28 protein-coding genes and 2 pseudogenes are annotated in these 25,365 nt (G+C 27.5%); 5 read left to right on the forward strand and 25 right to left on the reverse strand.

Annotated features, from left to right (window positions below; genetic code table 11):
* From BN7997_RS15850 to BN7997_RS12860, 7 genes and pseudogenes are all read right to left on the reverse strand, one after another.
* A pseudogene (locus tag BN7997_RS15850) lies at nt 1-282 on the reverse strand (hypothetical protein); the annotation flags it as partial.
* On the reverse strand, nt 195-437 hold the full coding sequence (locus BN7997_RS15145; protein WP_074010983.1) for an IS630 transposase-related protein: 243 nt from the start codon (nt 435-437) through the stop codon (nt 195-197). The pseudogene BN7997_RS15850 and the gene BN7997_RS15145, both read right to left, overlap by 88 nt.
* Nucleotides 438-611: 174 nt before the next feature.
* Nucleotides 612-962 (reverse strand): IS630 transposase-related protein, encoded by a 351-nt coding sequence (locus tag BN7997_RS12840; RefSeq protein ID WP_071119193.1) that lies wholly within the window; start codon nt 960-962, stop codon nt 612-614.
* A 15-nt stretch (nt 963-977) separates the two neighbouring features.
* Complete coding sequence (locus tag BN7997_RS12845; RefSeq protein ID WP_071121144.1) at nt 978-1,310, reverse strand: hypothetical protein; 333 nt, start codon at nt 1,308-1,310, stop codon at nt 978-980.
* A gap of 93 nt (nt 1,311-1,403) precedes the next feature.
* Nucleotides 1,404-1,544 (reverse strand): hypothetical protein, encoded by a 141-nt coding sequence (locus tag BN7997_RS15660; protein ID WP_154665258.1) that lies wholly within the window; start codon nt 1,542-1,544, stop codon nt 1,404-1,406.
* 109 nt (nt 1,545-1,653) lie between these two features.
* On the reverse strand, nt 1,654-2,169 hold the full coding sequence (locus BN7997_RS12855; protein ID WP_071121146.1) for a hypothetical protein: 516 nt from the start codon (nt 2,167-2,169) through the stop codon (nt 1,654-1,656).
* A 724-nt stretch (nt 2,170-2,893) separates the two neighbouring features.
* Entirely contained in the window at nt 2,894-4,096 is a 1,203-nt protein-coding gene (locus tag BN7997_RS12860) for a pentapeptide repeat-containing protein (RefSeq protein ID WP_071121147.1), read from the reverse strand.
* 148 nt (nt 4,097-4,244) lie between these two features.
* Here BN7997_RS12860 and BN7997_RS12865 point away from each other — a divergent pair, with 148 nt between their 5' ends.
* Together BN7997_RS12865 and BN7997_RS12870 are read left to right on the forward strand one after the other, a co-directional pair.
* Nucleotides 4,245-4,676, forward strand: coding sequence for a hypothetical protein (locus BN7997_RS12865; RefSeq protein WP_071121148.1), 432 nt, complete (start codon nt 4,245-4,247; stop codon nt 4,674-4,676).
* Between the two features lie 202 nt (nt 4,677-4,878).
* Entirely contained in the window at nt 4,879-5,172 is a 294-nt protein-coding gene (locus BN7997_RS12870) for a DUF1540 domain-containing protein (protein ID WP_071121149.1), read from the forward strand.
* Between the two features lie 222 nt (nt 5,173-5,394).
* Here the strand turns inward: BN7997_RS12870 and BN7997_RS12875 are convergent, their stop codons facing one another.
* From BN7997_RS12875 to BN7997_RS15480, 6 genes and pseudogenes are all read right to left on the reverse strand, one after another.
* Nucleotides 5,395-5,667, reverse strand: a complete 273-nt coding sequence (locus tag BN7997_RS12875; RefSeq protein WP_071121150.1) for an AbrB/MazE/SpoVT family DNA-binding domain-containing protein — start codon at nt 5,665-5,667, stop codon at nt 5,395-5,397.
* A gap of 96 nt (nt 5,668-5,763) precedes the next feature.
* Entirely contained in the window at nt 5,764-6,846 is a 1,083-nt protein-coding gene (buk, locus tag BN7997_RS12880; protein ID WP_143023209.1) for a butyrate kinase, read from the reverse strand.
* A gap of 89 nt (nt 6,847-6,935) precedes the next feature.
* Nucleotides 6,936-7,535 (reverse strand): indolepyruvate oxidoreductase subunit beta, encoded by a 600-nt coding sequence (locus BN7997_RS12885; protein ID WP_071121151.1) that lies wholly within the window; start codon nt 7,533-7,535, stop codon nt 6,936-6,938.
* Between the two features lies 1 nt (nt 7,536).
* The gene (gene iorA / locus BN7997_RS12890) at nt 7,537-9,321 is read right to left on the reverse strand and encodes an indolepyruvate ferredoxin oxidoreductase subunit alpha (protein WP_071121152.1); all 1,785 of its coding nucleotides are present in this window, start codon (nt 9,319-9,321) and stop codon (nt 7,537-7,539) included.
* 31 nt (nt 9,322-9,352) lie between these two features.
* On the reverse strand, nt 9,353-10,606 hold the full coding sequence (locus BN7997_RS12895) for a pyridoxal phosphate-dependent aminotransferase (RefSeq protein ID WP_071121153.1): 1,254 nt from the start codon (nt 10,604-10,606) through the stop codon (nt 9,353-9,355).
* A gap of 244 nt (nt 10,607-10,850) precedes the next feature.
* Nucleotides 10,851-11,027 (reverse strand): annotated as a pseudogene (locus BN7997_RS15480) (IS1595 family transposase); the annotation flags it as partial.
* Nucleotides 11,028-11,087: 60 nt separating this feature from the next.
* Here BN7997_RS15480 and BN7997_RS12900 point away from each other — a divergent pair.
* Nucleotides 11,088-11,741, forward strand: a complete 654-nt coding sequence (locus tag BN7997_RS12900; protein ID WP_071121154.1) for an SIMPL domain-containing protein — start codon at nt 11,088-11,090, stop codon at nt 11,739-11,741.
* A gap of 90 nt (nt 11,742-11,831) precedes the next feature.
* Here the strand turns inward: BN7997_RS12900 and rpsD are convergent, their stop codons facing one another.
* The 3 genes from rpsD to BN7997_RS12915 all read right to left on the reverse strand — a co-directional run bounded on the left by rpsD (nt 11,832) and on the right by BN7997_RS12915 (nt 14,333).
* Nucleotides 11,832-12,425, reverse strand: a complete 594-nt coding sequence (gene rpsD / locus BN7997_RS12905; protein WP_071121155.1) for a 30S ribosomal protein S4 — start codon at nt 12,423-12,425, stop codon at nt 11,832-11,834.
* A gap of 541 nt (nt 12,426-12,966) precedes the next feature.
* Complete coding sequence (locus tag BN7997_RS12910) at nt 12,967-13,386, reverse strand: DUF3785 family protein (RefSeq protein WP_071121156.1); 420 nt, start codon at nt 13,384-13,386, stop codon at nt 12,967-12,969.
* A gap of 17 nt (nt 13,387-13,403) precedes the next feature.
* The gene (locus BN7997_RS12915) at nt 13,404-14,333 is read right to left on the reverse strand and encodes a transglycosylase domain-containing protein (RefSeq protein WP_071121157.1); all 930 of its coding nucleotides are present in this window, start codon (nt 14,331-14,333) and stop codon (nt 13,404-13,406) included.
* A 152-nt stretch (nt 14,334-14,485) separates the two neighbouring features.
* Here BN7997_RS12915 and BN7997_RS12920 point away from each other — a divergent pair, with 152 nt between their 5' ends.
* A complete protein-coding gene (locus BN7997_RS12920) occupies nt 14,486-14,656 on the forward strand; it encodes a 4Fe-4S binding protein (protein ID WP_071121158.1) in 171 nt (56 codons plus the stop codon).
* Nucleotides 14,657-14,687: 31 nt separating this feature from the next.
* On the opposite strand, the gene BN7997_RS12925 is transcribed toward BN7997_RS12920, so the two are convergent.
* The 3 genes from BN7997_RS12925 to BN7997_RS12935 all read right to left on the reverse strand — a co-directional run bounded on the left by BN7997_RS12925 (nt 14,688) and on the right by BN7997_RS12935 (nt 16,762).
* Complete coding sequence (locus BN7997_RS12925) at nt 14,688-15,170, reverse strand: hypothetical protein (RefSeq protein WP_071121159.1); 483 nt, start codon at nt 15,168-15,170, stop codon at nt 14,688-14,690.
* A gap of 285 nt (nt 15,171-15,455) precedes the next feature.
* Entirely contained in the window at nt 15,456-16,481 is a 1,026-nt protein-coding gene (locus BN7997_RS12930; protein ID WP_071121160.1) for a serine/threonine-protein kinase, read from the reverse strand.
* The gene (locus tag BN7997_RS12935) at nt 16,472-16,762 is read right to left on the reverse strand and encodes a hypothetical protein (RefSeq protein WP_071121161.1); all 291 of its coding nucleotides are present in this window, start codon (nt 16,760-16,762) and stop codon (nt 16,472-16,474) included. Before BN7997_RS12935 ends, BN7997_RS12930 begins: the two co-directional genes overlap by 10 nt.
* Nucleotides 16,763-17,035: 273 nt before the next feature.
* Between BN7997_RS12935 and BN7997_RS12940 the strand changes: the two genes are divergently transcribed.
* The gene (locus tag BN7997_RS12940) at nt 17,036-18,676 is read left to right on the forward strand and encodes an ABC transporter substrate-binding protein (RefSeq protein WP_071121162.1); all 1,641 of its coding nucleotides are present in this window, start codon (nt 17,036-17,038) and stop codon (nt 18,674-18,676) included.
* 35 nt (nt 18,677-18,711) lie between these two features.
* On the opposite strand, the gene BN7997_RS12945 is transcribed toward BN7997_RS12940, so the two are convergent.
* From BN7997_RS12945 to BN7997_RS12970, 6 genes are all read right to left on the reverse strand, one after another.
* Nucleotides 18,712-19,218, reverse strand: coding sequence for a 3'-5' exonuclease (locus BN7997_RS12945; RefSeq protein ID WP_071121163.1), 507 nt, complete (start codon nt 19,216-19,218; stop codon nt 18,712-18,714).
* A 578-nt stretch (nt 19,219-19,796) separates the two neighbouring features.
* On the reverse strand, nt 19,797-21,167 hold the full coding sequence (locus BN7997_RS12950) for an MATE family efflux transporter (RefSeq protein ID WP_330385881.1): 1,371 nt from the start codon (nt 21,165-21,167) through the stop codon (nt 19,797-19,799).
* A gap of 90 nt (nt 21,168-21,257) precedes the next feature.
* Nucleotides 21,258-22,064, reverse strand: a complete 807-nt coding sequence (locus BN7997_RS12955) for an ABC transporter ATP-binding protein (RefSeq protein ID WP_071121164.1) — start codon at nt 22,062-22,064, stop codon at nt 21,258-21,260.
* Entirely contained in the window at nt 22,064-23,095 is a 1,032-nt protein-coding gene (locus BN7997_RS12960) for a FecCD family ABC transporter permease (protein ID WP_071121165.1), read from the reverse strand. The genes BN7997_RS12955 and BN7997_RS12960 overlap by 1 nt, the downstream gene beginning before the upstream one ends.
* Nucleotides 23,092-24,096, reverse strand: a complete 1,005-nt coding sequence (locus tag BN7997_RS12965; protein WP_071121166.1) for a FecCD family ABC transporter permease — start codon at nt 24,094-24,096, stop codon at nt 23,092-23,094. The genes BN7997_RS12960 and BN7997_RS12965 overlap by 4 nt, the downstream gene beginning before the upstream one ends.
* Nucleotides 24,097-24,124: 28 nt before the next feature.
* On the reverse strand, nt 24,125-25,141 hold the full coding sequence (locus tag BN7997_RS12970; protein ID WP_071121167.1) for an iron-siderophore ABC transporter substrate-binding protein: 1,017 nt from the start codon (nt 25,139-25,141) through the stop codon (nt 24,125-24,127).
* Nucleotides 25,142-25,365 lie beyond the last annotated feature (224 nt).

Below are 25,365 nucleotides of genomic sequence, written 5' to 3' on the forward strand. Positions count from 1 at the left end.
AGAGATAATCTTATCTCCACATTTTCCTGCTACTATATTTGTTCTTTTGTATTTTTTACCTGGTATTTTATCGTAAACTTTTTTACCTCTTATAGCTCTTGCATATTCTCTATAAATATAACCTTGTATTCCTGTTTCATCAATATATACTATATCTTCTTCGCTAAAGTTTTTTATCTCATTTAAATATTTATTTACTTTTTCCTTACATTGTTCTTTGTATGAAGTTGTCTTTTTTTTCGTGTTATATTTAATTTCTTTAATGCTTTTCTTATTGCACACTCACTACAATTAAACTCCTCTGCAATCTCAACTAAATATGCATCTGGATGTTTTTCTATATATTTAATTAACTTTTCTGGATAAATCTTTTTTGGTTTTCTAACCTGTATTTTTACTTCTCCTAATTTACATTCNAGAGATAATCTTATCTCCACATTTTCCTGCTACTATATTTGTTCTTTTGTATTTTTTACCTGGTATTTTATCGTAAACTTTTTTACCTCTTATAGCTCTTGCATATTCTCTATAAATATAACCTTGTATTCCTGTTTCATCAATATATACTATATCTTCTTCGCTAAAGTTTTTTATCTCATTTAAATATTTATTTACTTTTTCCTTACATTGTTCTTTGTATGAAGTTGTCTTTTTTTTCGTGTTATATTTAATTTCTTTAATGCTTTTCTTATTGCACACTCACTACAATTAAACTCCTCTGCAATCTCAACTAAATATGCATCTGGATGTTTTTCTATATATTTAATTAACTTTTCTGGATAAATCTTTTTTGGTTTTCTAACCTGTATTTTTACTTCACCTAATTTACCTTCCTTTTCTTTATTTATCCACCTAGTTAGTGTTGTTTCAGATATTTTAAATACTTTACAAGTTTCTTTGTAAGTATGGCCTTCTCTTTGGTATTCTACTGCTCTTTGTTTAAACTTTATATCATAACTCATATTATATTTGTTAACTTATTTAATAATTTTCATACCTTTATTATTAAGTTCGTTTACTATAACTACTATAGAGAAGTCATTTGAACACAAAAATAGAGCTGAAATGTATTCAGCTCCTTCTATTTCGTCTATGTATTCAGGTATTATTCCATTTAGTTGCTTTTGCTTTAGATCTTTTATTCCAGCTTTATCTACTACAACTACGTATCCGCCTAAATCTTCTGCTGTTCTTTCTGTACCGTAGTTTTCATCTAGCATTTCTATGGTAGTTTCTATTGCAGACAGTACTTCTGTTGGTAGCTCCTTTATTAACTGCAAGTCTTGTTTTTTCCAAATACTTATTATCATTGTATTTTCCTCCTTGTTTTTGAACACAAAATAAGCTAGATGAAGTATTTTTACCTCATCTAGCTTTATCATAGTTATAATATATATTTGAAATTACTTTTTATTACATGTATTTTTAATATCTTCGTTTAAATCTTTCTCTTTATTAAGTTTATCCAATATTAAATATCCCCAAAAAGATACTATTCCTGATAAAAATATTACACTTAATGTAACTTCATTAATGTAACTCATATATGCATCGCTAACTCCTACACCTGATAACATTCCAGAAAAAATGTATCCGATAATAATCGTTACGATACTTCCAATTAAATATTTCATAATATATTTTATCCTTCCATTATCTGTAGCACATAAGTTGATTTGGTCCTATAGACTCAACTTTAGAAGAAAAACTTATCCCTGCACTTGCTGGAAATGAAACACTTGGACTTATAGATAGTGTTGAATGTTCATACTTAACTCCAACTCCAACTTGCTTTATATCTTCATTTTTTCTATGTAAATAAACTTTTCCTTGTCCCGATTTAGCATAAGTTAATCCGTTATTTCCTAAAACTTTAAATTTAAAAGATGCGCCTGTATTTCCTGCTCCATCTATAGATGCAGATATCTTTTTACTAGAGCTAACTCCTGAACTATTTAACGGTTGATATGATACATTTAGATAAGAATTATTATGGAAATACATTCTTTCACCGTTAGATACAGCCATTAAATCAGTTCCTCTAAAAAGTGGTGCTCCATTCCATTTAAATGAAAAATTTACTACAAGATTCGTAGCTTTATTAGTCTTGTCATAATAAAAACTATCTTTACTTCTAGTTACAGTACAAGTAGCACTTGCTCTTATCATTTGTTCTTCTGAACCATCAAAATTTCTAATTATATTTATTTGTTCATTATCATATCCTAATCCTGATAAAAATTCATTAGATAATTCATTTAACTCATCTATGTTTTCACTAAATGCTTCTTTGTATTCTCTTATTTGCTTTATATCTTGATCTGAGTATCCTATTTCTCTTAACTTAGATTCACTTTTTTTATTTAGCTCCTTTAATTTAAGATACTCATTTATTGTTTCTGTTTCCTCACTATCATTTAATATTTGTATATTTTTATTTTCTAAACCAGTATTATTCTACATCGCATTTACATTACTTAATACAGGTGTTGTAACTGCTACCCCCACTAAAGCTAATGCTATACTCTTACTTGCTCTTTTCTTAAAATTCATTTCAATCTCCTCCTTTGTAATTGGATGACATAGATATTCATCCTTAGACCCTATGTTTTTCCAAACCTCAATTTATCAAGGTTTGGTTTTTCAATTTCTTAATTTGATTATATTTGGAAAATTATGTAAATAAAAGTCTTTAATTATAATAATCTTTGTGATATTATTGTCATATATGAATTTTAATTAAAAATAGCTATACCAATCACTAATGGTACAGCTATTATCTTACTAACTTTTATTAATTTTTCTTACAAAAACCGCGCTCCGTTACTTGTGATACGGTTCATTATTATTGATTCTAAACATTTTATAAATTTGTACTAATTATAACCAATATTTATCTAGTTATCTTCCTTGCTAATGTAGCCGTCCATATTCCCATCATAGTTAATCCTAAAAACATCTCAACACCAGATAAAAAAATACTTATATTTACAGGCGTTATATCACCATAACCTACAGTTGTAAATGTTACAGTACTAAAATACAAACAACTCATAAAATCTGTTATCACATTTCTTTTCAAAAATCCATGTGAAAAAACATCTACATAATTTATAGTAACCCCTTCTATACTAAGTCCCGTAAACATGTATATAACAGCAAAGACAAATATTATTTCAAGTGATGTTATAAGTGCATATGTAGGTCTTTCTCCATAACCACATAATAGCCAAAATATTGTTGACTTTGTCTTATCTATTCCAGTAAGAGATTTATTCTCAACACACTTAGATAAGTAATAATACTCTGATGCATAATTTACTAAATTATTCTCCTCTAACTTTTTAGCTATACTCTTATATACTTTTGCAGCTTCCTCATAAGACTTTTTATATTTTTTATCTAGCTTAATTGTATCTATAAAAACATATTCATCTAATTTAGTTATATTTTTATCTTCAAATTTTAATTTTTCTATAGCTGAATTTACAATTTTTAAGCCCCTACAATCACAATCACTTATTTGATTATTAACTATAAGCATATTACTAAAAATAGCATTTTCTAAAGTAGATTCTATAAATTTTAAATCACTAATTCTACATTCTTTAAATACACTACTTTCCAAATTACAATTTTTAAATATACTTTTCATAAAAATGCATTCATCTGAAAATATATTTATATTATCAGATTTATAAAATCTACAATTTTCAAATAGTACATTTTCAAATATACATTTTGAAAATATATTTCCATTAAATATACAATCTTTAAATATTATATCTTTAAATTTACATCTCTTAAAATTGTTATATTCTAATTTTGCATAAGAAATTATATTTATATCCTTATTTATATGCCCTTTTATACTTTTATCTTCTATATGAGTAAATAATATTTTTCCTTTATCTTCTATATTATAATTGTCTTCTCTATCTAAAGTTGATTTTCCCTTTATATGATTTTCAGATTTTAAAAATCTATTATTATATAAATTTAGCTGTAAGTAATAATTTTTTTTATGATTATTAATTCTATTTTCCAATTCTATATTTATATTTTTCTTTATCTTCTCAACATTTTGAAGTTGCATTTTTTTCCCCTTCGCTTAAATATTCATATCTATAAAAATTTATATTCTCTAAAATAATAAAATTTCCTACTTTATAGAATACTTGTCTAATTTAATTAATATAACTATAATATATAAATTTATTTATACAATTTTTAAGGGGGATAAAATGGATAATAAAATTAATGAACTTAAGAAAAACTTACCTAAAGAAAGTTGCTCTTTTTGCACACATCTTTCTTTAGATGGTCCAGATGAAAATCTTAAATACAATGTTAAATGTGTTATATTCGACAGTCTACCTAAATGTAATGATAATTGCGAATACTTTGAACCAGAATATAGTGGTATAAATAGTTATGATTTAGATGATTTGTATATTAAGTTTCTAGATTCTTGCTTGAGAGTTCCTTATTATGAATATAAAAAATCTATACATTGGAAATTGTTTAAAGATTATGCTTTAAATAAGTTAGGTAATAAATGTTGTAAATGTGGCAATGAAGAAAATTTAGATGTGATTCATATAAATAAAAATTTAGGAAGAGAAACATTAGATGACGTAGCTGTTATGTGCTTTAATTGTATTTATGACTTATAAAAACTTATATTGATCTTAGTTACTATATCTACTTTTTATTATACTAACTTTAATCTATTAAATTTATACATTAAAAAGTAATAAACTAAAATATAGTTTTATTACTTACATAATTTGCTAGGTATAAATATTTTCACTATTTGTTATAAAAATAATCTCTATGTAAATAATAAGTTATATATTATTTTATGGAGGTATACATATGACTTTAAATTGTTCTGCTTATAATTGTACTTATAATCAGTCTGGTACTTGTTACGCTGGAAAAATAACTATCTCTGGAACAAAGGCAACTAACTCATCAAATACACATTGTTCTACTTTTTCAGAAAGTAACGGAAATTTAACTAATTTATCTAGCAATTATTTTACTACATCTAACGATATAACTTGTAAAGCTGTAAATTGTCATTATAATGCTAATCATACATGTACTGCAGATAGTGTACACGTAAATGACTCTCATGTAAACTGTGATACTTTTATAAATGATTAAAATCATTCTCTATTATTTATTAAAACATATATATTTATAGTATTTTTAACCTGTTGTGCTAATTATTTTACTAATAATATTGAAATTACTATATAGTTTTTAACTATCAAAATGTAGATTGTTATAATCTAGTATTTTCAATAATCATATTTAATTAGCACAGCAGGTTAATTATATAGTTTATAATAAATAATACAACTACAGGCATTTCTGCTATAACATTTATTCACTAAACTTTTTAATTATGTCATCTAAACATGATTGACATATAGAATAGTTATTATAATACTTTATATTATCTTGTGTACTGCAAAATAAACATTTAGATTTTGATTTTGCAATTTCTATATGGTCATCAAACAGTTTTATGCTAACTACTTCATTTTGTTCAAAGTTTAATTTATTTCTCATTTCTTTTGGTATAACTATTCTTCCTAGATCATCTATATGACGTTCTATTCCTAATGATAATTCTTTTGATGTATCTTTTTCCATAACTGTAAATTAATCCCTCCTTAATATTCTATTATACATTTATTTTCAGAATACTTGTTGAGGTAATTTTTGGTAATCTTTCAATTTAATAATACTTTATTTTACTAAATCAGCTTCACTATATATCCTTACATCTTCTTCTTTATTTAATACCCTAAGTATACCTAAAGATAAAGATTCTAATTCATTTTCTCCTGGCATAACACAAACATCACTTATGAACTCTACTCTTTTTCTTATATTTTCAGTGATAAGATTAGAGTAAGCTATCCCTCCAGTTAATATTATTGTATCTACTTTTCCATATACTACTGTTGCCAATTCTCCTATTCCTTTTGCTATTTGATAAGTCATAGCCTCATGAACCAATTTTGCATTTTCATTTCCTTCACTTATCATCTTTTCAACTTCTCTTACATCAACAGTACCTAAGTATGAAGAAATTCCACCTTTACCCCTAATAGTTTTAAGCATCTCTTTGTGTGTATAGTTTCCTGAGAAACATCTATCAATCAACTTTTTACAAGGTACTCTTCCCGATCTGTCTGGAGAAAAAGGACCTTCATCATCAGATACTATATCTACCATTTTGCCATTTTCGTGTACACTTAGGGTTATTCCTCCACCTAAATGAGCTACTATTAAATTTAATTCATCATATCTTTTATTGTTATCTTTAGCATACTTTATAGCCATAGCCCTTGAGTTTAATGCATGGCTTAAACATTCTCTATCCATTCCATTAACTCCAGACAATCTTGCCACATCAGTTAACTCATCAACTGATACTGAATCATATATGTATGCATTAATTCCTAAATTTTTAGCTATTTCATAAGATATTATTGCACCTAAATTTGATGCATGTTCTAAAACTGGTTTATTTATTAGTCTATCTATCATTTCATCATTTACTAAATACGCTCCAGATTTAACTGGTAGCAATAATCCACCCCTTCCAACTATAGCACTTAAAGAATCTAACTTTATATTATTTTCTTTCAATGCCTTTAATACTTTTTCTTTTCGCATTTCAAATTGTTCCTGTACTTTATCGTACTTTTCTAAATCTTCTACTTTATGGTCTATAGATTTTACTAATATCTGTTTTTCATTATCATATACAGCTATTTTAGTTGATGTAGAACCTGGGTTAATAGCTAATATTCTATAAATCATATATTTCCCCCTTAAAATATAAAAATTGCTATCTCAAAATAGAATTTATTAGTTACCTATAAAATTCTATTTTGAGATAGCATCAATAATTAATTAGACTTTAAAGGAAATGCTTCTTCTGAAACCATTTCCATTCCTTTTTTAAATGCTTGTAAGTTTATATCAACAAATTTTTCTTTAATATTTTCTCTTATTATACTTTCCCAATCTATATCTTCAAGGCTCATAGATTTTACTAATGCTCCTAAAAGAATTATATTCATTACTTTTGAATTGCCCAACTCTTTAGCTTTATCTGCTGCGTTTATTATAGTTGCATTTAATCTATTAAGCTCATCTTCTATTTCTTTTTCTTTATAAATAGCTTTACCTGTCAAAACTGGTATAGAATCTATTCTATAATTATTTACAACTATCTTTCCTTCTGGCTTTAAATATTCTAACCACCTTAAAGCTTCCATTTTTTCAAAGGATACTAATATATCTGCACCACCTATTTCAATAACTGGTGAATAAACTTTTTCTCCGTACCTAACTTGTGAAGATACTGAACCTCCTCTTTGGCTCATTCCATGTATCTCACTCATTTTTACATCATATCCAGCATTCATAAGACCTGTAGTTAATAATTTACTTGCAAGTATAGTTCCTTGACCTCCTACACCTACTAACATAATACTTTTTGTCATACTAATTTACCTCCTTAGATATAGCATCCTTTGGACATACTTGACTACATACCTCACAACCTACACATTGATTTTTATCTATGCATACTAATTTTTCTTCTGATTTAAACGATATAGCAGGACATCCTGTTTTCATACACAACTTACATCCTATACATTTATCAGTATCAACACTACATTTAAAAGTAAATGGATTATTAAACTCTTCTATATCTTGTCTTGAGAATTTTTTAAGAGCACATGGCCATCTTGTTATTATTACTGATGGTTCTTCTAAATTAAATGCCCAATCTAAGGTTTCTTTTACTTGTGATAAATTATTTGGGTTTATAGTTCTTATGTGCTTAACTCCACATGCTTTAACTAACTCTTCTATATTTACTTCACTAGTTACATCACCTTGTAATGTATATCCTGTACCTGGATTTTGTTGATGTCCTGTCATTCCAGTTATTCTATTATCTAATATTACTGATATAGAATTTCCTTTATTATAAACAACATCTAATAATGAGTTTATTCCTGTATGGAAAAATGTTGAATCTCCTAAAACTCCAACAACTCTTATCTTGTTGTTTTCTTTCATATTAAATACTTTTTGAGCACCATGACCACTACTTAAACTTGCACCCATACAAATAGTAGTATCCATAGCATTATATGGAGGCGCAAATCCTAAAGTATAGCATCCTATATCACCTGTAACCATAACATTTTTTCTTTTTCCTAATTCATAGAAAAAACCTCTATGAGGACATCCTGCACATAATCCTGGAGGTCTATTAACTACTAAATCTTTGTTATAATCTATAGTATCATTTGTTTTACCAAATACTGATTTTCTTATAACATCTGGTGTAAGTTCTCCATATGAAGGGAATATATCTTTACCATGACATTTTATATTATTAGCTTTTAATTGTTCTTCTATAAATGGGTCATTTTCTTCTATTACATAAACGTTATCTACTTTAGAAGCAAATTCTTTTATTTTTTCCATTGGTAGAGGATTTGTAAATCCCAGCTTCATATATGATGCATCATCTTTAAATACTTCTTTTGCATAGGTATAACACATTCCTGATGCAACTATACCTATTTTAGTATCATTTATTTCATAATTATTTAAGTGAGTATTATTAGAGTACTCTAGTAATTTACTCATTCTATCATCTATTTCTACTCTTCTTACTCTAGCATGAGCTGGTACTGTTAAATTCTTTTTAGGATTTTTAATATACTCCTTTATAGGAACTTCTACCCTATCACTACACTCAACTATTCCTTTAGAATGACAAAGTCTTGTTGTAACTCTAAATAAAACAGGCGTATCGTACTTTTCACTTATTTCAAATGCCTCTTTAAGCATATCCTTAGCTTCTTGACTAGTTGATGGTTCAAACATAGCTATTTTTGCAAACTTAGCATAGTTTCTATTGTCTTGTTCATTTTGTGAAGAATGCATTCCAGGTTCATCTGCAGTTATTAAAACCATTCCTCCATTTACTCCAGTATATGAAAATGTAAATAATGGATCAGCCGCAACATTAACTCCAACATGCTTCATAGATGCCATAGTTCTAGCTCCTGCAATTGACCCTCCTATAGCTGCTTCTAATGCTACTTTTTCATTGGTTGCCCATTCTGCTACTATATCTTCTTTATATGTAGCTACATTTTCTAATATCTCAGTACTTGGCGTTCCAGGATATGCAGATGCAAATCTTACACCTGTTTCATATGCTCCACGTGCAATAGCTTCATTGCCAGTCATTAATAATTTCATAGCTTAGTTTCCCCCACAAATATTTATATTTTTAACCCTTAGCTAAAACATGATTTAATGCATTTTTTATAATACTTGGTGCAATAGCACATTTTTCTTCTGATACTGCACATACTGCAAATCTAAGTCCTTTTTTAAGCGGTACTACAAATACATTATCTTTTGTTAATTCTTCACTAACAGCTTTAGGGTCTTCACAAGGTATACTTATAAAGAATCCATCTATATATGGAAGAATATCAAGTTCACACTTTTTAGCACTTTCTACAAATGCTTTTGCTCTTTTACTTAACATATCTTTGTATATTTTCTTTTCATCCATATATTCTTTATATTTTTTAGGATCATTAATTATATTAGTAAGAACTTTCATAGGAGCTCTATTACAATTTGACCAGTTTGCTCTACAGGAATGGACACAAGAATAGTAGAATTGTTCTGCTACATCTTCACTAGATGATATACAAATAGCTGCTCCCATTCTCATTCCATAAGCAGTAAATCCTTTTGACATACTAAATCCAACTATAACTAGTATATTTTCTGGAAGGTTTGTGAATTTTTCAAAGAATTTTCTGCATCCATCATCATCTTTTACAAAGTCGATGTATGCAACGTCTACAAATAATATTATTTTTTTCTCTGGATTTTTGGCTACTTCTTTTGATAAGTCTAATATTTTATCCCAATCATCATCTGGAACGCTATATCCTGTTGGGTTATGAGCTGGTGTGTTTAATATAGTGAATATTCTTTCTTGTTTAGAAGCTATATCTAAAAATTTTTCTTTAAAAGAGTTGAAATTGAAATTATTATTTTCATCTAATAGTTGATATGTAGTTACTTTTCTTCCTACTTCTTCGCTTATATTTACATATGGACTCCAAAACCAATCTGATGTTAATATTTCATCACCTTCATTAGTATAATTCCATACTGCAAGTTTTATAGCTCCACTTCCACCAGGAGTTGCAACTGCTCTTATATGTGCCTCTGGCATAGAATCTTTAAAACAAGCTTTTTTTACTGCTTCTAAGTAATCCTTTTGACCTGCTATTGATGCATATGCTGCTATTTCTGAATTTGGTAATGATTTATATTCATCAAATACAGTATTTAAAGTTATAAGATTTCCATCATCATCTGTTAATGCTCCTATAGTAGCATTTATTACATTTTCTTTACCAAAATCATTTATAGCCTTTTGAGCCCTTTCTGATATATTAAAAATTGGGTCTGAAACTCTTGGCCAATTGGCATGTTTTGCAACCATTGTTTCTTTCATAAAAAGTCCCCCTTTTAAAATTAATAAAAGTAAATATCATACTATTATATATTTTATTCTATACTTTTTATTTTTAAAACTATTTTGTATAATGAATAAGCTCTGTTAGAGTATTATATTGTAGTGATTTTTCAAATAAATTAGTATCTTTATTAACTTAGCTAACTTTGTTATGTTATTATTATAAAAATAACCATATCTTAGTATTTTCAATAATTTGAATTATAAGATATGATTACTTATTTTAACTTAACTCAACAAATCTATTTCTAATAGTAATTCTAATTATATCTTTATATTTAGTCGACACATTTATGAACATATCTTTAACTAGTCCACTTTTCTTATTATTTTTACTTAGTTGTATAAACTTAAACCAACCTAGATAATTAAATATACCATTTTTAAATTTAGTATATATATGTATACCATTCATATATTTATTAATAGATATATTTTATGGTATGGAGGTTCTATTTTTATGCAGTTTAGAAATGGTAAAATGTATATTCCAACAGATAAAGGTTCTTTATCCGTCAACGGAGTTGGATATTTAGAGATTGAGTCCGATTTAATTAGATTAAACCTTGGAATTACAAGCGATAGTAAAAGCGCTGAGGAGGCTAAAGATAAAAATTTACAAACACTTGAAAGCTTAATTACTAGCTTAACTGACTATGGTATACCTAAAGAATACATAAACACTAAAGATATATCAGTTACTAGAAATTATATTGGATGTGCTAATCAACAATTATCATTTATTGTAACTAATTTAATTACAGTTATGATACATGATGTATCAAAATTAAAAGATATTTATTCTTTAGCTATAGAAAATGGTGCTAACGATAATATAAATGTAGACTTCTTACTATCTAATCCTACTTATTATTACAGTAAAGCACTAAAAAAAGCTAGTAAGGATGCACTTAATAAGGCTGCTTTGCTAGCTAGTAGTTTTAATATTAAATTCAATCCAGCTCCATTTAAAATAATTGAAAAAAGTTCTTCTTTATACTCTATTGCTTACTCTTCTTCTAAATCATTTGTAGCTTCTACTCAAGATTTATCATCTGGATTAGTTAAAATTACTGCAGAAATTGAAGCTATCTTTACTACTGTCTCTTGTTAAATAAAAGTTACTTTAAATTTTTAATACTTAATTAATAATAGTAAAAAATACCTTAGATATATTTTTTATATCTAAGGTATTTTTTATTTATTATCTAGAATAATATTCAACAACTAAAATATCATCTATCTCTATTGGAACTTCATTTCTTTCAGGTTTTCTAGTAAGTACACCTGAAAAGTTCTCTAAATCCTTTTCTAAATAAGGATATTGGCTAGTAACATTTTGTTGAAAACTTTCTTTAAACATTGTATTATTTCTAGACTTTTCTCTTAAAGATATAACTTCTCCTATAGATACTCCATAAGAAGGTATATTAACTTTCTTTCCATCAACTAGTATATGTCCATGAACAACCATTTGACGAGCTTGTCTTATAGAACTTGCTAATCCTAATCTATATACTAAATTATCTAATCTACATTCTAATGCTTGTATTAAAGCTGTACCTGTAGATTCCTTAGATTTCTCAGCTTTCTTTACATAATTAGCAAATTGCTTTTCTAACACACCATAGTATGCTCTTAATCTTTGCTTCTCCAGTAACTGTACTCCATAAGGTGAAAGTTTCTTGTCTGCTCTAGACGTTCCTTTTACTGCTCTATCCATTGCTTTTGGATGTCCACATACATTTAAGCCTAGTCTTCTACATTGTTTAAATCTAGGTCCCATCATTTTTGCCATAATTATCATCTCCTATTAATATTAGAAATTTGCCGCGATAACTTTAAGCCTAAATTTAATATACCACACTTTTTTATAATTGTAAATGAATTTCATTATCGTTAAAATAAAAAACTACGATACAGATCGTAGTTTTTTTAGACGTATGTGTAATTATTTTAAGTAAATTAAAAGTTATGGCAAGTATAAGCGATACATCAATATGTAAAACATAGAAAAATATTATAGCGTGCTGAAGGTTATAATATTTTAAAGTTTACACAATAAATCACTTATAAGTACATAATTAAGTATATATGTACTTTATAACTTTTACTTATTTAAAGTATAACATACATAATCATCGTTGTAAATAATAATAATTATCATTTTCAACATTTTATATAAATTTATTAAATATCAAAATAAAAGTTTTAAAAATTATGTCCCTAAAATTATTATTGATAGTAATATCAATCTAATAAATAATAAATGCTTTACTTCCTCTTTTTATCTTTAGTTTTTAATTATATTAAAAAAAGTCTACATAATAGTAGACTTTTTATATCACACAATTTTCTATTTGAATTATATAATCTTGGCATTTTTCACAAATTATTATACTTACTATGTAGCTATCATCAACTTTACCTTGTCTAGATAATTTGTTAAATGATAATCCTTTATACTCTTTGCTTATATCACTTATTACATACTCGCCTTTTTTAGTAAGTATATAAAAATGATACTCTAAAAATCCAAAAAACTTTTGCTTTTCTTTTACACCTGCTAAACACTCAGGACATGCTTCTTGATAATATTCTATATCAAAGTCAACATCATCTGCTTCATTTAACATATTTAATATACTATCAACTGTTATACCTTTAACCGGCTTTTCTTCATCATTAATTAATTCACTACAATTATTTGCATTTAATATATACTCTGTATCTTCGTAAGTAAATTTATATTCCCTCATATTAGCACCTCTTTAATTTATTCTATTTCTGATTTAAACGGAACCTTTTCACTTATTGCTTGTGAGTATTCCTCTTCATCTATATAACCAAGTTCTTTCATCTTGTATAATATAACTTCTTGTCTTTTCTTAGCTTCTCTATGCTCTTTATATTTAGCTGGATTATTAGTTATTCCCACTAACATAGCACTTTGAGCTAAAGTTAAATCTTGTACATTTTTTCCAAAATATACTTTTGAAGCTTTTCCCACTCCATAAGCTGACTTACCAAAATAAACATTATTTAAATAAGTACATAGTATTTCATCCTTAGTCATAAATTTGTCCATTTGAGTAGCATAATATATATCTTTTATCTTTCTTTTCATAGTTCTATCATCACTAGTTAAAAGATTTTTAGATATTTGCATTTCTATAGTACTTCCACCTTGAGTAGTATCTGATAATATATTATGCAATAATGATCTTGTTAAAGATATAATATCTACACCTTTGTGTTCATAAAATCTTTCATCTTCTATAGAAACTAATGCCTCTTTTAAGTATTTTGGTATTTCATTATCAGGTACTACCTCACTACTTATATAATTCTCTCTCAATATTTCTTTATTTATAACTTTTGTATCTCTTAAAGAAGATACTACAAATACAGATCCCACTGCTGATAATCCAACAAATAAAGCCAATGTAACTATTAAAAATGCCTTTGCTAGTTTAAAGCCTCTTTGTTTATTCTTCTTTCTTCTACTACTTCTTGTACTTTTATTAACCTTATTTGTATTATCTCTTTTTATTTTATTATTTTCTATTTTTCTTTCATAACTTGTATTGTCTATTCTTACTTTTTCTTTATAATATCTTTGATGTTGTTTATATTTATAATTATAATCATTTGAGCTTACTTTTTTTCTTCTTATTCTATTATCATCATTATTATTATAATTCATATGATCCTCCTAAATATTATAAATTTAATTATACCTTGTTATATAAAATAAATCAAAGTACAAATTTGTAAGATATTTATAAAATTGGTGATTAAAACTATAAATTTAGGGAATTATATATTTTGTACTATTTTTTTAAGGAGGTGCTATAAATGGCTTACTTTATAACAGATGCTTGCATAAGCTGTGGAGCTTGCGAGCCAGAATGTCCAGTTAACTGCATATCTGCAGGAGATGACAAATACATAATAGATGAAAATATATGTATAGAATGTGGTACATGCAATAGTGTATGTCCAGTTGATGCTCCTCAACCTGAGTAGTAAAAAAAAGAAAAGCATTTGCTTTTCTTTTTTATTTTATATCTATAGTTTTTACTATTGTAGTATTTCTAATATCTTCTATATCAGAAAATTCCAATCTTATAGGTTCTTTTGTGTTATGTAGTGTTACTCCCATTTTTAGTGTTTTGCTTTCTCCACTTTTTAGGTTTCCTATAAATCCACTTATCTCATCTTTATATGTACTTACAAAATATTTAGTAGCTAAGCTACCTTGATATGGATATACATCTAAATTAGCTAATTCTATATCGTTTAAACCATTGTTTTTTACATCCACAGTTATTATAGCTGATGCATTATAAACTTCATCCAATTCTATAGATGTATTGTTTATAGCTATATCTGTTACCTTTATATTTATAGCTTTATCATTTATATTGCTTGTCCATATATCTTCTTCAGTTATATATTCTTTTTCTAAACAAATAGAAGCTGTAGATAAGCATAACAAAAAAAATATAGTAACTATACTTTTAAAAAATTTAGTCTTCATATTTTCCTCCTAACAATTTATTCTTATTTTATGCATAGGAAAAAATTTCATTCATCATTAGTTAAATTAAAGTAATTTTTAAATATAAATTTGTACTATTATTTTTTTATATTTTTTATTATTTTTTTCGACATTTCTATTGATTTTTTTGTCGAACTTTGATATTATTAATTCAAGGTTATTCCCCTAATAACCGATTATTTTACTCCCCAAATAAAATATATTCCCTAATAAACCCCTTTTTATAATATATTTTACCCCTTTTTATAGCCTTACTTGATCGGATTAAAGTAAGGCTATTTTTTCATATTTTTTTATTATATCTCTTATAGCTCTATAGCCTTTTGCCTTTGTTTCAACATATAAGCTTTCTCTATAGTCATCTATAATTTCCCACATATTTCCTACTTTAAGTAACATTATATTTATATAATTATCGTTAGTATTTAAAGTCCATGTAAATTTTTCTTCATTTTCTTTATTATGATACCAATCTAAATGTGTATTTATAGATGATATATCATTCATAATTTGTAAAACATTATCATACCTATCATAAGTATTAACATTAATACATTTTTCAATTATATTTATCATCTCTTTTGGTATATGTGGTAAATATTTTTTTCTAATCGGAAATTTTCCTTTTGCACAAGCAATCTTTAGACTATTTAAATCTTTATATCGTCTTGCTTGCTTATTATACTCTTCATTGCCATTGCACAACCTGTATAGTGTAGTTCCTATTTGATATATGTCTATCTTTTTATTTATTGTTGAATTTGTACATTGTTCTGGAGCTATGTGCTTATAGTATACATTTTTTAACCTTGCATTACCTAGATTATTTAAATATAATGCTGAACCAAAATCTGTAAGTATTGCACTTCCTTCATTACTTATCAATATATTATTAGGCTTTATATCACAGTGTACAATATTATTTTCATGAACATAATATATCGCTGAAAGAAAATCTAATGAATATTTTATTATTTGTCTTAGTGTAAGGTTTTGATTTTCTATTAGATGCTGAAGTGATCCATTTTTTAAGTAAGGCATCGTTATATATATATATTCATTATCATAAGATGCTGAATGTATTTCCATTATATTAGGATGCTTTAGTTTATATATTTTTTTGGATTCTTCAAAATATCTTTCAGGTTCTTTTAGACCTTTCTTATCTATTTGTTTTAGTATAAATTTAGATCCAACCTGTAAGTCTTTTACCATGTATAAAGATGAGTTAACACCTTCTGACTTTATATTATTTATTACTTCAAAGTCAAACTGAGTACTTAATTGCATATCTCCACCCCATAACTTGATAGTACTTCTTCTAAAGTTCCCTCTATTTTTATAGTATACACTTCTAATTTATCTTTTATATTTAAATATGCCTTTTTTACTTTATTTTGATTTATTATCATACTCATAAATTTTCTTATATATTCTAACTTATCTCCCATACTAAATGATACTGGTATTCTTATTTCATTTTGGATGATAATATCTCTCTTATCATTATATATAGAAAATACTTCAAATTGAATTCTATCTCTATATATATTTATAGATATTAAATTCATGATATTAACCCCCTGTAAAGTAAATTCATCTTTATATACTATGAATTTAATTCAAGATTAAACACTATTTATAAAAATTTCAATTAATCTAGTTTTACTCTTCATAAATATCTCTCAATGTAAATATCAATTCTTTCTATATAAAATTTATTTTTTATAAAAAATTATTAATAATATTGCTAATATATTAATACGTTAATAAAATGTACTAAGGATTATTTTGTCAGAAAAATCATATAATTATAGTTATATAAATTAAATGGAGGGATACTAATGAAAAAATTTGTAAAAGCAAGTACAGCAATACTTATTAGTATTTTAATGCTGACTGGATGTAGCAGCTCTAGCAATAATGAAAGTAATGCTGTTGATCCAAGTGATGTGATGCAAAATATAAATGCTCGAAAAGCAATAGCTATGGCTATTGATAAAACATCATTTGTTGAAACTATACTAAATAATGGTTCTATAGCTACAAATAAATTCGTTCCATCTAAATTAGCAATAGACTCTGAACTTGGAGACTATAGCGATTTCTCTGGTAACTTAGGTTATGAAAATAATGATGAGGAAGCTAAAAAGTATTGGCAAAAAGCTAAAGATGAATTAGGATTTGAGAATGTAACATTAAAATTAGTTCTTACAGATACTGAATTTAGTAAAAGATTAGGTGAATACATACAATCCGAGCTAGGAGATTTAGATGGTCTTACAATTGATTTAAAACAAATGCCTATGAAACAAAGAATGGAAGCTTTAGCTAATGGCGATTATAATATATCATTTAGCGGTTGGGGTCCAGACTATCCAGATCCATTGACTTATCTTGAAACTTTTAGCTTAAATAACACTTATTATGAAGACACTGGATACGATAGTAAAGAATATAACTCTCTTCTAGATAAAGCTAAGAAAGCTTCAACTACTAAAGAAGCTTGGACTGAATATAAAAATGCTGAAGAAGTTTTATTAAATGATGCCTACTTAGTCCCTATTTACCAAAGGGGATTTGCTTATTTACAAAAAGATTATGTAAAGGATATAGTAGTTAATCCTTACGGCCCTAAATACTTATATAAGTATGCAGATGTAGATAAACCTAATAAAACTCTTAATATGAGTAATAGCGATGACATCACTACTTTAGATACTAGTCTTGTAAAAGATGCATTATCTAGTGAAGTTATTTCTAATACCATGGAGGGATTAACTAGATTAGATAAAGAATTCAATGCATCAGAAGGTATGGCTAAGTCTTGGAAAGTTTCAGAAGATGGACTTACTTGGACATTTAATTTAAGAGACGATGCAGTGTGGTCTAATGGTGAAAAAGTTACTGCCCATGATTTCGAGTATGCATGGAAAAGAACTTTAGACCCTGCTACTGCATGTGAAACTGCTAGTATCTTCTATGATATTGTTGGCGCAAAAGATTATAATTTATCTAAAAATTCTGATAGAGACAGTGTTGGTGTAAAAGCAATAGATGATTATACTTTAGAAGTTAAGTTAAATAGACCTGTTCCTTATTTTGATAAAATGGTAGCGTCTACATCTTTTTATCCTCAAAATCAAAAATTCGTAGAATCTAAAGGTGATAAGTATGGAACTAGCATTGAAAATAGCATATTTAATGGACCATTTATACTAAAAACATGGAAATTAAATGATCAATATGCAATGGGTAAAAATCAAGCTTATTGGGATAGTAACTCTGTTAAGTTAGATTCTATTAATGTTAAAATAAGTAAAGATTCAAACACAGATATAAATCTATACAATGCTGGTGAAATAGATAGAACTACAGTGTCTTCTGATCAAGTTGATAAGTATAAGGATAGTCCTGAATTTGGAACTGGAATAGACTGTGCAACAAATTTCTTACTATTAAATGCTGGAAATATAAATAAGTAATATTTTAATATAAAAAGAAGCTTATTAGCTTCTTTTTATATTTTATCTTTTATTGTTAAAAATAGTTTTGCCGTAGCCAACGTATCGCTATCAGCTCTATGTGCATTTTTATTTTCTATATTATAATAACTACAAGCAGTTTCTAACTTTTTATTCTTACCATTATATGATTTTACTTGTTTTAGCATCTCTAATGTACAAATGTAATTTGTTATAGGCTCTAAGTTTAAAGCTTCTAAATAATAATTTAAAAATTTTAAATCAAATTTTGCATTATGAGCTATCATAATTTTATCCCCTAAGTATTCTCTAAATCTAGGTAAAACTTGCTCTATACTTTCTTCATTTTCTACCATATCATCACTTATATTAGTTATCTCTGTTATAAAATAAGGTATATGATTTTTAGGTTTTATTAATCTTGAATAATTCCTTCCTATTTCACCTTTAGTTATTTCTGTTACACCAATCTCTATTATTTCACAGCCTTTATATGGATCTAGCCCTGTTGTTTCTAAATCCACAACTATATATTCTTTCATAATTATTCTCCTTTTTATAATAAAAACTTCGATTTGCTTAATACACGTGTCAGCGAAGAGCTTCATATCACCAATGATATGACACTCAATACCACTTTGAGCAATGTGTTGACGAATCATTTCAGTTACATCCATTGCTCTAAATATTATTTTTTATATTTTTAAAGTTATTGATTTTACTTATATTCAGAAATTATCTACAAAAAATATTATAATTTTCTTATACATAAAAAATTCGCTTCGCTCATTTCGCCAACGATATATCCTTGCTACCACTACGGATACATCCGTTACTCAAAAATGTCATTTTTTACGTTTATAAAATTATTGATATTACTTATATTCATAGGTTATCCACAAATATAGTTATGATATAATTTCTTTATACGCAAAAAATAAGTACCTATAATATTATAATATATAAGGTACTTATTTTTTAATACTTATTTTATATATGTTATTTTACAACTTAAAATGAGATATATCTTAAATAATAAAAAATCAATAGCTATATAAAAATATTTATATAAAAATAGCTAGACAACGGAAACTCCAATATATCTAGCTATTTTTATTATTTATCTATAAGATAATTCTCTAACAGAATCTACTTTAAATTCTTTTATTAAAAATCCTACTATTATCAGCGTACTTATTATATCTGCTAATGGTTGAGCTGCCCATACACCATTTAATCCAAGTAACTTAGGTATTAATAATATTAATGGTATAAATACTATTACTTGTCTTAGTAGACTAAGTACTATTGACATTTTAGCATTTCCTATTGATTGGAAATAAACTGCACCTAATATACATATACCTACTGCTGGTAGTGTTAATGAATATATAGATATTCCATTAAGAGCTAACTCCATAAGTGTAGCGTCTTTAGTGAATATTCCTATAAGTATCTCTGGGAATAGTCTAGTTGCTATAAGTCCCAAAGATAATATTCCTATTGCTCCTATCATACCTATTGATAATGCCTTTTTAGCTCTATCAAATTGCTTAGCTCCATAGTTGTATGCAATTATAGTTTGCATACCCTGGCTTATACCAAATACAGGCATATAGAATAATAAATTTATAGATGTTATAGCAGTCATTGCTCCTATAGCTAAATCTCCACCATATAGTTTTAAAACTTTATTAGTTATTAAATGTATAAATCCTGCTGATAACTCCATACAGAATTGTGTTAAAGCTATTACTAGTATTCCTTTTATTATTTTTGATTCTATTCTTATATTCTTTAATCTTAGTTTTAAGTTTGATTTACCTTTAGTAAAGTAATATGTTGACCATAGGCAAATTACTAACTGACATATAACAGTTCCTAAAGCTGCACCTTTGATTCCCATACCAAATCCAAATATAAATATAGGATCTAATATTAAGTTAAGTAAACAACTAGTTATCATCATTTTTGAGGCAAGTTTAGGATTTCCTTCACCTCTTATTGCACTATTCATTGCAAATCCTGGTAAGTTAAACCATGCACCGCACATTATTACACTCATATAATCCATTGAATACTTTATAGTATCGCTACTAGCTCCGAAGAAGTATAATATATCCTCTAAGAAAAATGCTGATATAATCATCATTGCTATACCTACAAATAGCTCTATAGCAAAGGTATTACCTAAGGCTTTTTCTGCTTCTTCTTTGTTACCTTCTCCTAGTTTTATAGCTATATTAGTGCTTCCTCCAACTGCAAGTCCAACACAAAATGCTCCTAGTATTGTCATAAATGGCATAGTAACTCCAAGCCCTGATATAGCTAAAGCACCTACATCTTTCATAGAACCTATAAAAGCCCTATCAACTGTATTGTATAAAGATGTTACCATCATAGCTAGTATAGCTGGTATTGAGTACTTTATAACTAGTCTTAATACTTTATCATCTCTTAATTCATTTGTTGTCTCTATCTTACTTGTCATATATTTCTCCTAACTTATCATGTTCTAAGTTAAACATGATAGAATTTAAAAAAGATATTACACTAAATTTAGTATAATATCTTTTTTATCTTATACATTAACATAATGTCTTCCTTTTGGTATTATAAATGGTGAATTTGATACTGGATCTTTTATAACTTCACAGTCTAATCCAAATACAGTATCAATAAGTTCTGATGTTATAACTTCATCAGGAGAACCTTGTTTAATTAATTTACCTTTACGAAGAGCAAATATATAATCTGCATATCTAGCAGATAAATTTATATCATGAAGTACCATTACAATAGTTGTATTTCTTCTACGATTTAAGTCCGTTAATAAATCTAGAATTTCTACTTGATAAGCTATATCAAGATATGTAGTTGGCTCATCTAAAAGAAGTATATCTGTTTGTTGAGCAAGTGCCATGGCAATCCAAACTCTTTGACGTTGACCACCAGATAACTCATCTACACATCTATTTGCAAGGTCTGTTATTCCCATTATTTCAAGTGCTTCTTCTACTGCTTCAAAGTCTTCTTTACTCATACTTTTTAACATTGTTTGATATGGAAATCTACCTCTTGATACTAAATCCCAAACTGTTATACCTTCTGGAACTACTGGTGATTGAGGAAGTAGTCCTAAAACCTTAGCTAATTGTTTTGATGGCATTGAAGTAACTTTCTTACCGTCAATAACAATATCACCTGAAATTGGCTTAATTAACCTAGCAAGTGTTTTTAGTAAAGTTGACTTTCCACATCCATTTGAACCTATAATAACACTGATTTTATTGCTTGGAATAGTTATATCTACGCCATCAATTATAATCTTTTTATCATAGCCTGTTACTATATTTTTTCCCTCAAATGAGTGTTGATTATTATTCATTATACTTCCCCTCTCTTATTTACACATATTAATAAAAATAGCATATACGGTGCTCCTAGTATTCCTGTTATAACACCTACAGGGAATCTTGTACTAAAGACAAATTGTCCAATCATATCAGATGCAAGTACTAATAAAGCTCCAACTAAAGCTGAAGGTATTACATTTGGCGAACCTTTCCCTACAAGCTTTGATGCTATCGGTCCTGCTAAGAATGCAACAAAGGCAATTGGACCTGTTGTTGCAGTTGCAAAAGCAATTAAAAATACTGCACTTAAAACTAATATAACTCTTACTAAATTTACTCTAATTCCAAGAGTAGTTGCAAATTCATCTCCAAGTTCTAAAACTTGAAGGTATTTTGTTAGTAATACAATAATAGTTCCAAATACAACTACTACTACAAATAAGCTTGGTACACTTTTCATTGTCATTCCGTTTAAACTACCACTTAACCATCTAAGTGCACCAGAAACATCATATTGTGTTGCTTTTAATAATAAAAAGGATATTACAGCTTGTAACATAGCCTGTATACCAATTCCAATAAGTATTAATCTACTTCCTGAAAAACTTACATCATTAGATAATAAGTATATAAGTGCTGCTATTATAAGTCCTGATATAACGGCTATAATAGATACACTAGGACCACTCATACCAAGCATTAGTATACAGAAAACTGCTGCCACACTTGAGCCTGATGTAACACCTATAATATCTGGACTTGCTAATGGATTTCTAAGCATTGTTTGGAATGTGTTTCCTGCAATACCAAAAGCCATACCAACTAATAAAGCACAAAGCATTCTTGGTAAACGAAGTGTTTCTATTGCAAAAGTTGCACCTTTTACATTTTCTCCACTTAGTACTTTTATAACTACATCTAGTGGATACTTAGTATTTCCATATATAAGCATCATAGTGCAAAGGCATAAAGTTAATGCTGCAAGTAAAATAGTAACACCTATTAAACGATTCTTTCTTTGTTTATAACCTTGTGTAATTATACTATTCTTACTTTTTATCATATACTTTTCACCTTCGCTTTCCTTGCTATCATAATAAGTATTGGTGCTCCTAAAAATGCTGTAATAATTCCAACTTCAAGCTCACTTGGGCTACCAATTATTCTACCTATAACATCTGAAATAGTTAAAATAATTGCTCCTCCAATTGCCGACATAGGAATTAAATTTTTCATATCTGAACCAAAAATAAGACGTATAGTGTGTGGTATCATTAAACCTACAAACCCAATAGGACCTGCTATTGCTGTAGTTGCACCACATAATATAACACCTGCTATTGCACATAAAATTCTAACTAATCCTGTATTTACACCAAGACCAGTAGCTAATTCATCACCTAAAGATAGTGCATTTAATGCTGGTGTTGATACTATACTTATAACAAATCCTACAATCAGAAATGGAAGTACAGCTTTAATACTTTCCCATGTTGCTCCACTTAAACTTCCTACTTGCCAAAATCTATATGCATCCATAACATCTGCACGTGGAAGTATTATTAAACTAACTAAAGATGATAAGATTGCACTAACTGCTGAACCTGCTAAAGCAAGTTTTATAGGTGTAATACCTCCAGCACCAATAGATGCTATACCATATACACAAATAGCTGTAATAGCTGCTCCAACAAGTGCAAACCAAATATATCCATTAGCTGTGCTTAAATTAAAAAATGTAATCCCTATTACTACAAATAAAGATGCTCCTGTATTTACACCTAAAATACTAGGGTCAGCTATAGGATTACGAGTAATTGACTGCATAAGTGCTCCTGATACTCCAAGAGATGCCCCTGCAATAAGACTAAATACCGTTCTTGGTATACGCTCACGAACTACTAATGCATTAAAAGACATATCTTTACTTTGTGTTAAAGAATTAATTACTTCGCTAAAATGAATATATCTTGACCCCCATGCAAGTGAGGCCAAGATACACATTCCTAGCAAAATAAAACTAAGTAAATATATTACTGTTGATTTTGATTTTGATAGTTTCATTTTCTTTAATTATACGCTACTTATCTAATTATTTAACCTTAGATGCAGCCGCTCCTAATATTTCTAAGTATTCATCTATTGTTGCAGGTATTGATAATGCACTAGGTGTACAAGATGCAGATAATACTGAACCATCTTCTATAAGTGCTACTGCACCATTTTTAACTGCAGGAACAGTTCCTAATAAAGCATCTGATTGTAATGCTTTTAATAAATCATCATTTCCATAAGCGACTAATATATCAGCATCTTTTAATACATCTATGTTTTCAGCACTTATTTCTATTGAGAAGCTATCTGCTCCTAACTTAGATATACTTTCTGGGAAAGATAATCCTAAGTCAGTTAAGTATGCTGCACGAGGATCTGTTGGTAGATATATGTAAAACTTACCTAAATCAGCTGGGTTAAAGTAACAGAATACTGCAGTTTTACCTTTTAAGTCTGTGTAATTAGCAGTCTTTTCTTTTATTAATGCATCTAAATCTTTTACTAATTTTTCACCTTCAGCTTGTTTACCCATTGCAGTTGCATCCATAGTTATTTGTTCTCTCCATAATGTTTGCCAAGCATTTTTTGGATATGCTACTACTGGAGCTATTTGGCTTAATAAGTCATACTCTTCTTGAGTTATTCCTGAATAAGCTGCTAATATAACATCTGGATTTGAATCACTTATAGCTTCATAATCTAATCCATCTATATCATCGTAAACAACTGGCTTTTCAACACCTAATTCTTTATATTTTTGTGCTGTCCATGGTAATAATCCATTTTCATCACTTTTTCCGTAGTTAGCTTTAGAAACTCCTACTGGAACTACTCCTAATGCTAAAGGAACATCATGATTCCCCCAAGATATTGTAGCAATATTTTTTGGCTCACTTTCAATTACAGTTTCACCGTATGCATGTTGTATTTTTATTGGATATTTTCCTGATGTATTTTGAATATCATTTTTACTTTCTTCTGTTGTTGTCGCTGAACATCCTGTCATTAAGACTGCACAAGCAACCACTGCCGAACATAACTTTTTTAATTTCATAATATTACCCTTTCTCTATTTAATCTAATAATCATTTTCAATTACAGTTAATTATTATATATATGTTTTTTGTTTTTGTAAATAATATTCTTAAAAAATTTGTATATTTTTTTTAATATTTATAGATATAGTAAAAGTAAGCAAAATTTTCTATTAAATTTTATATAATATTGATTATTATTTATACAATATACCCAAATAACAGCAAATAACACATTTTTTTA

It is taken from the genome of Romboutsia timonensis (assembly GCF_900106845.1).
GTDB lineage: Bacteria > Bacillota > Clostridia > Peptostreptococcales > Peptostreptococcaceae > Romboutsia > Romboutsia timonensis.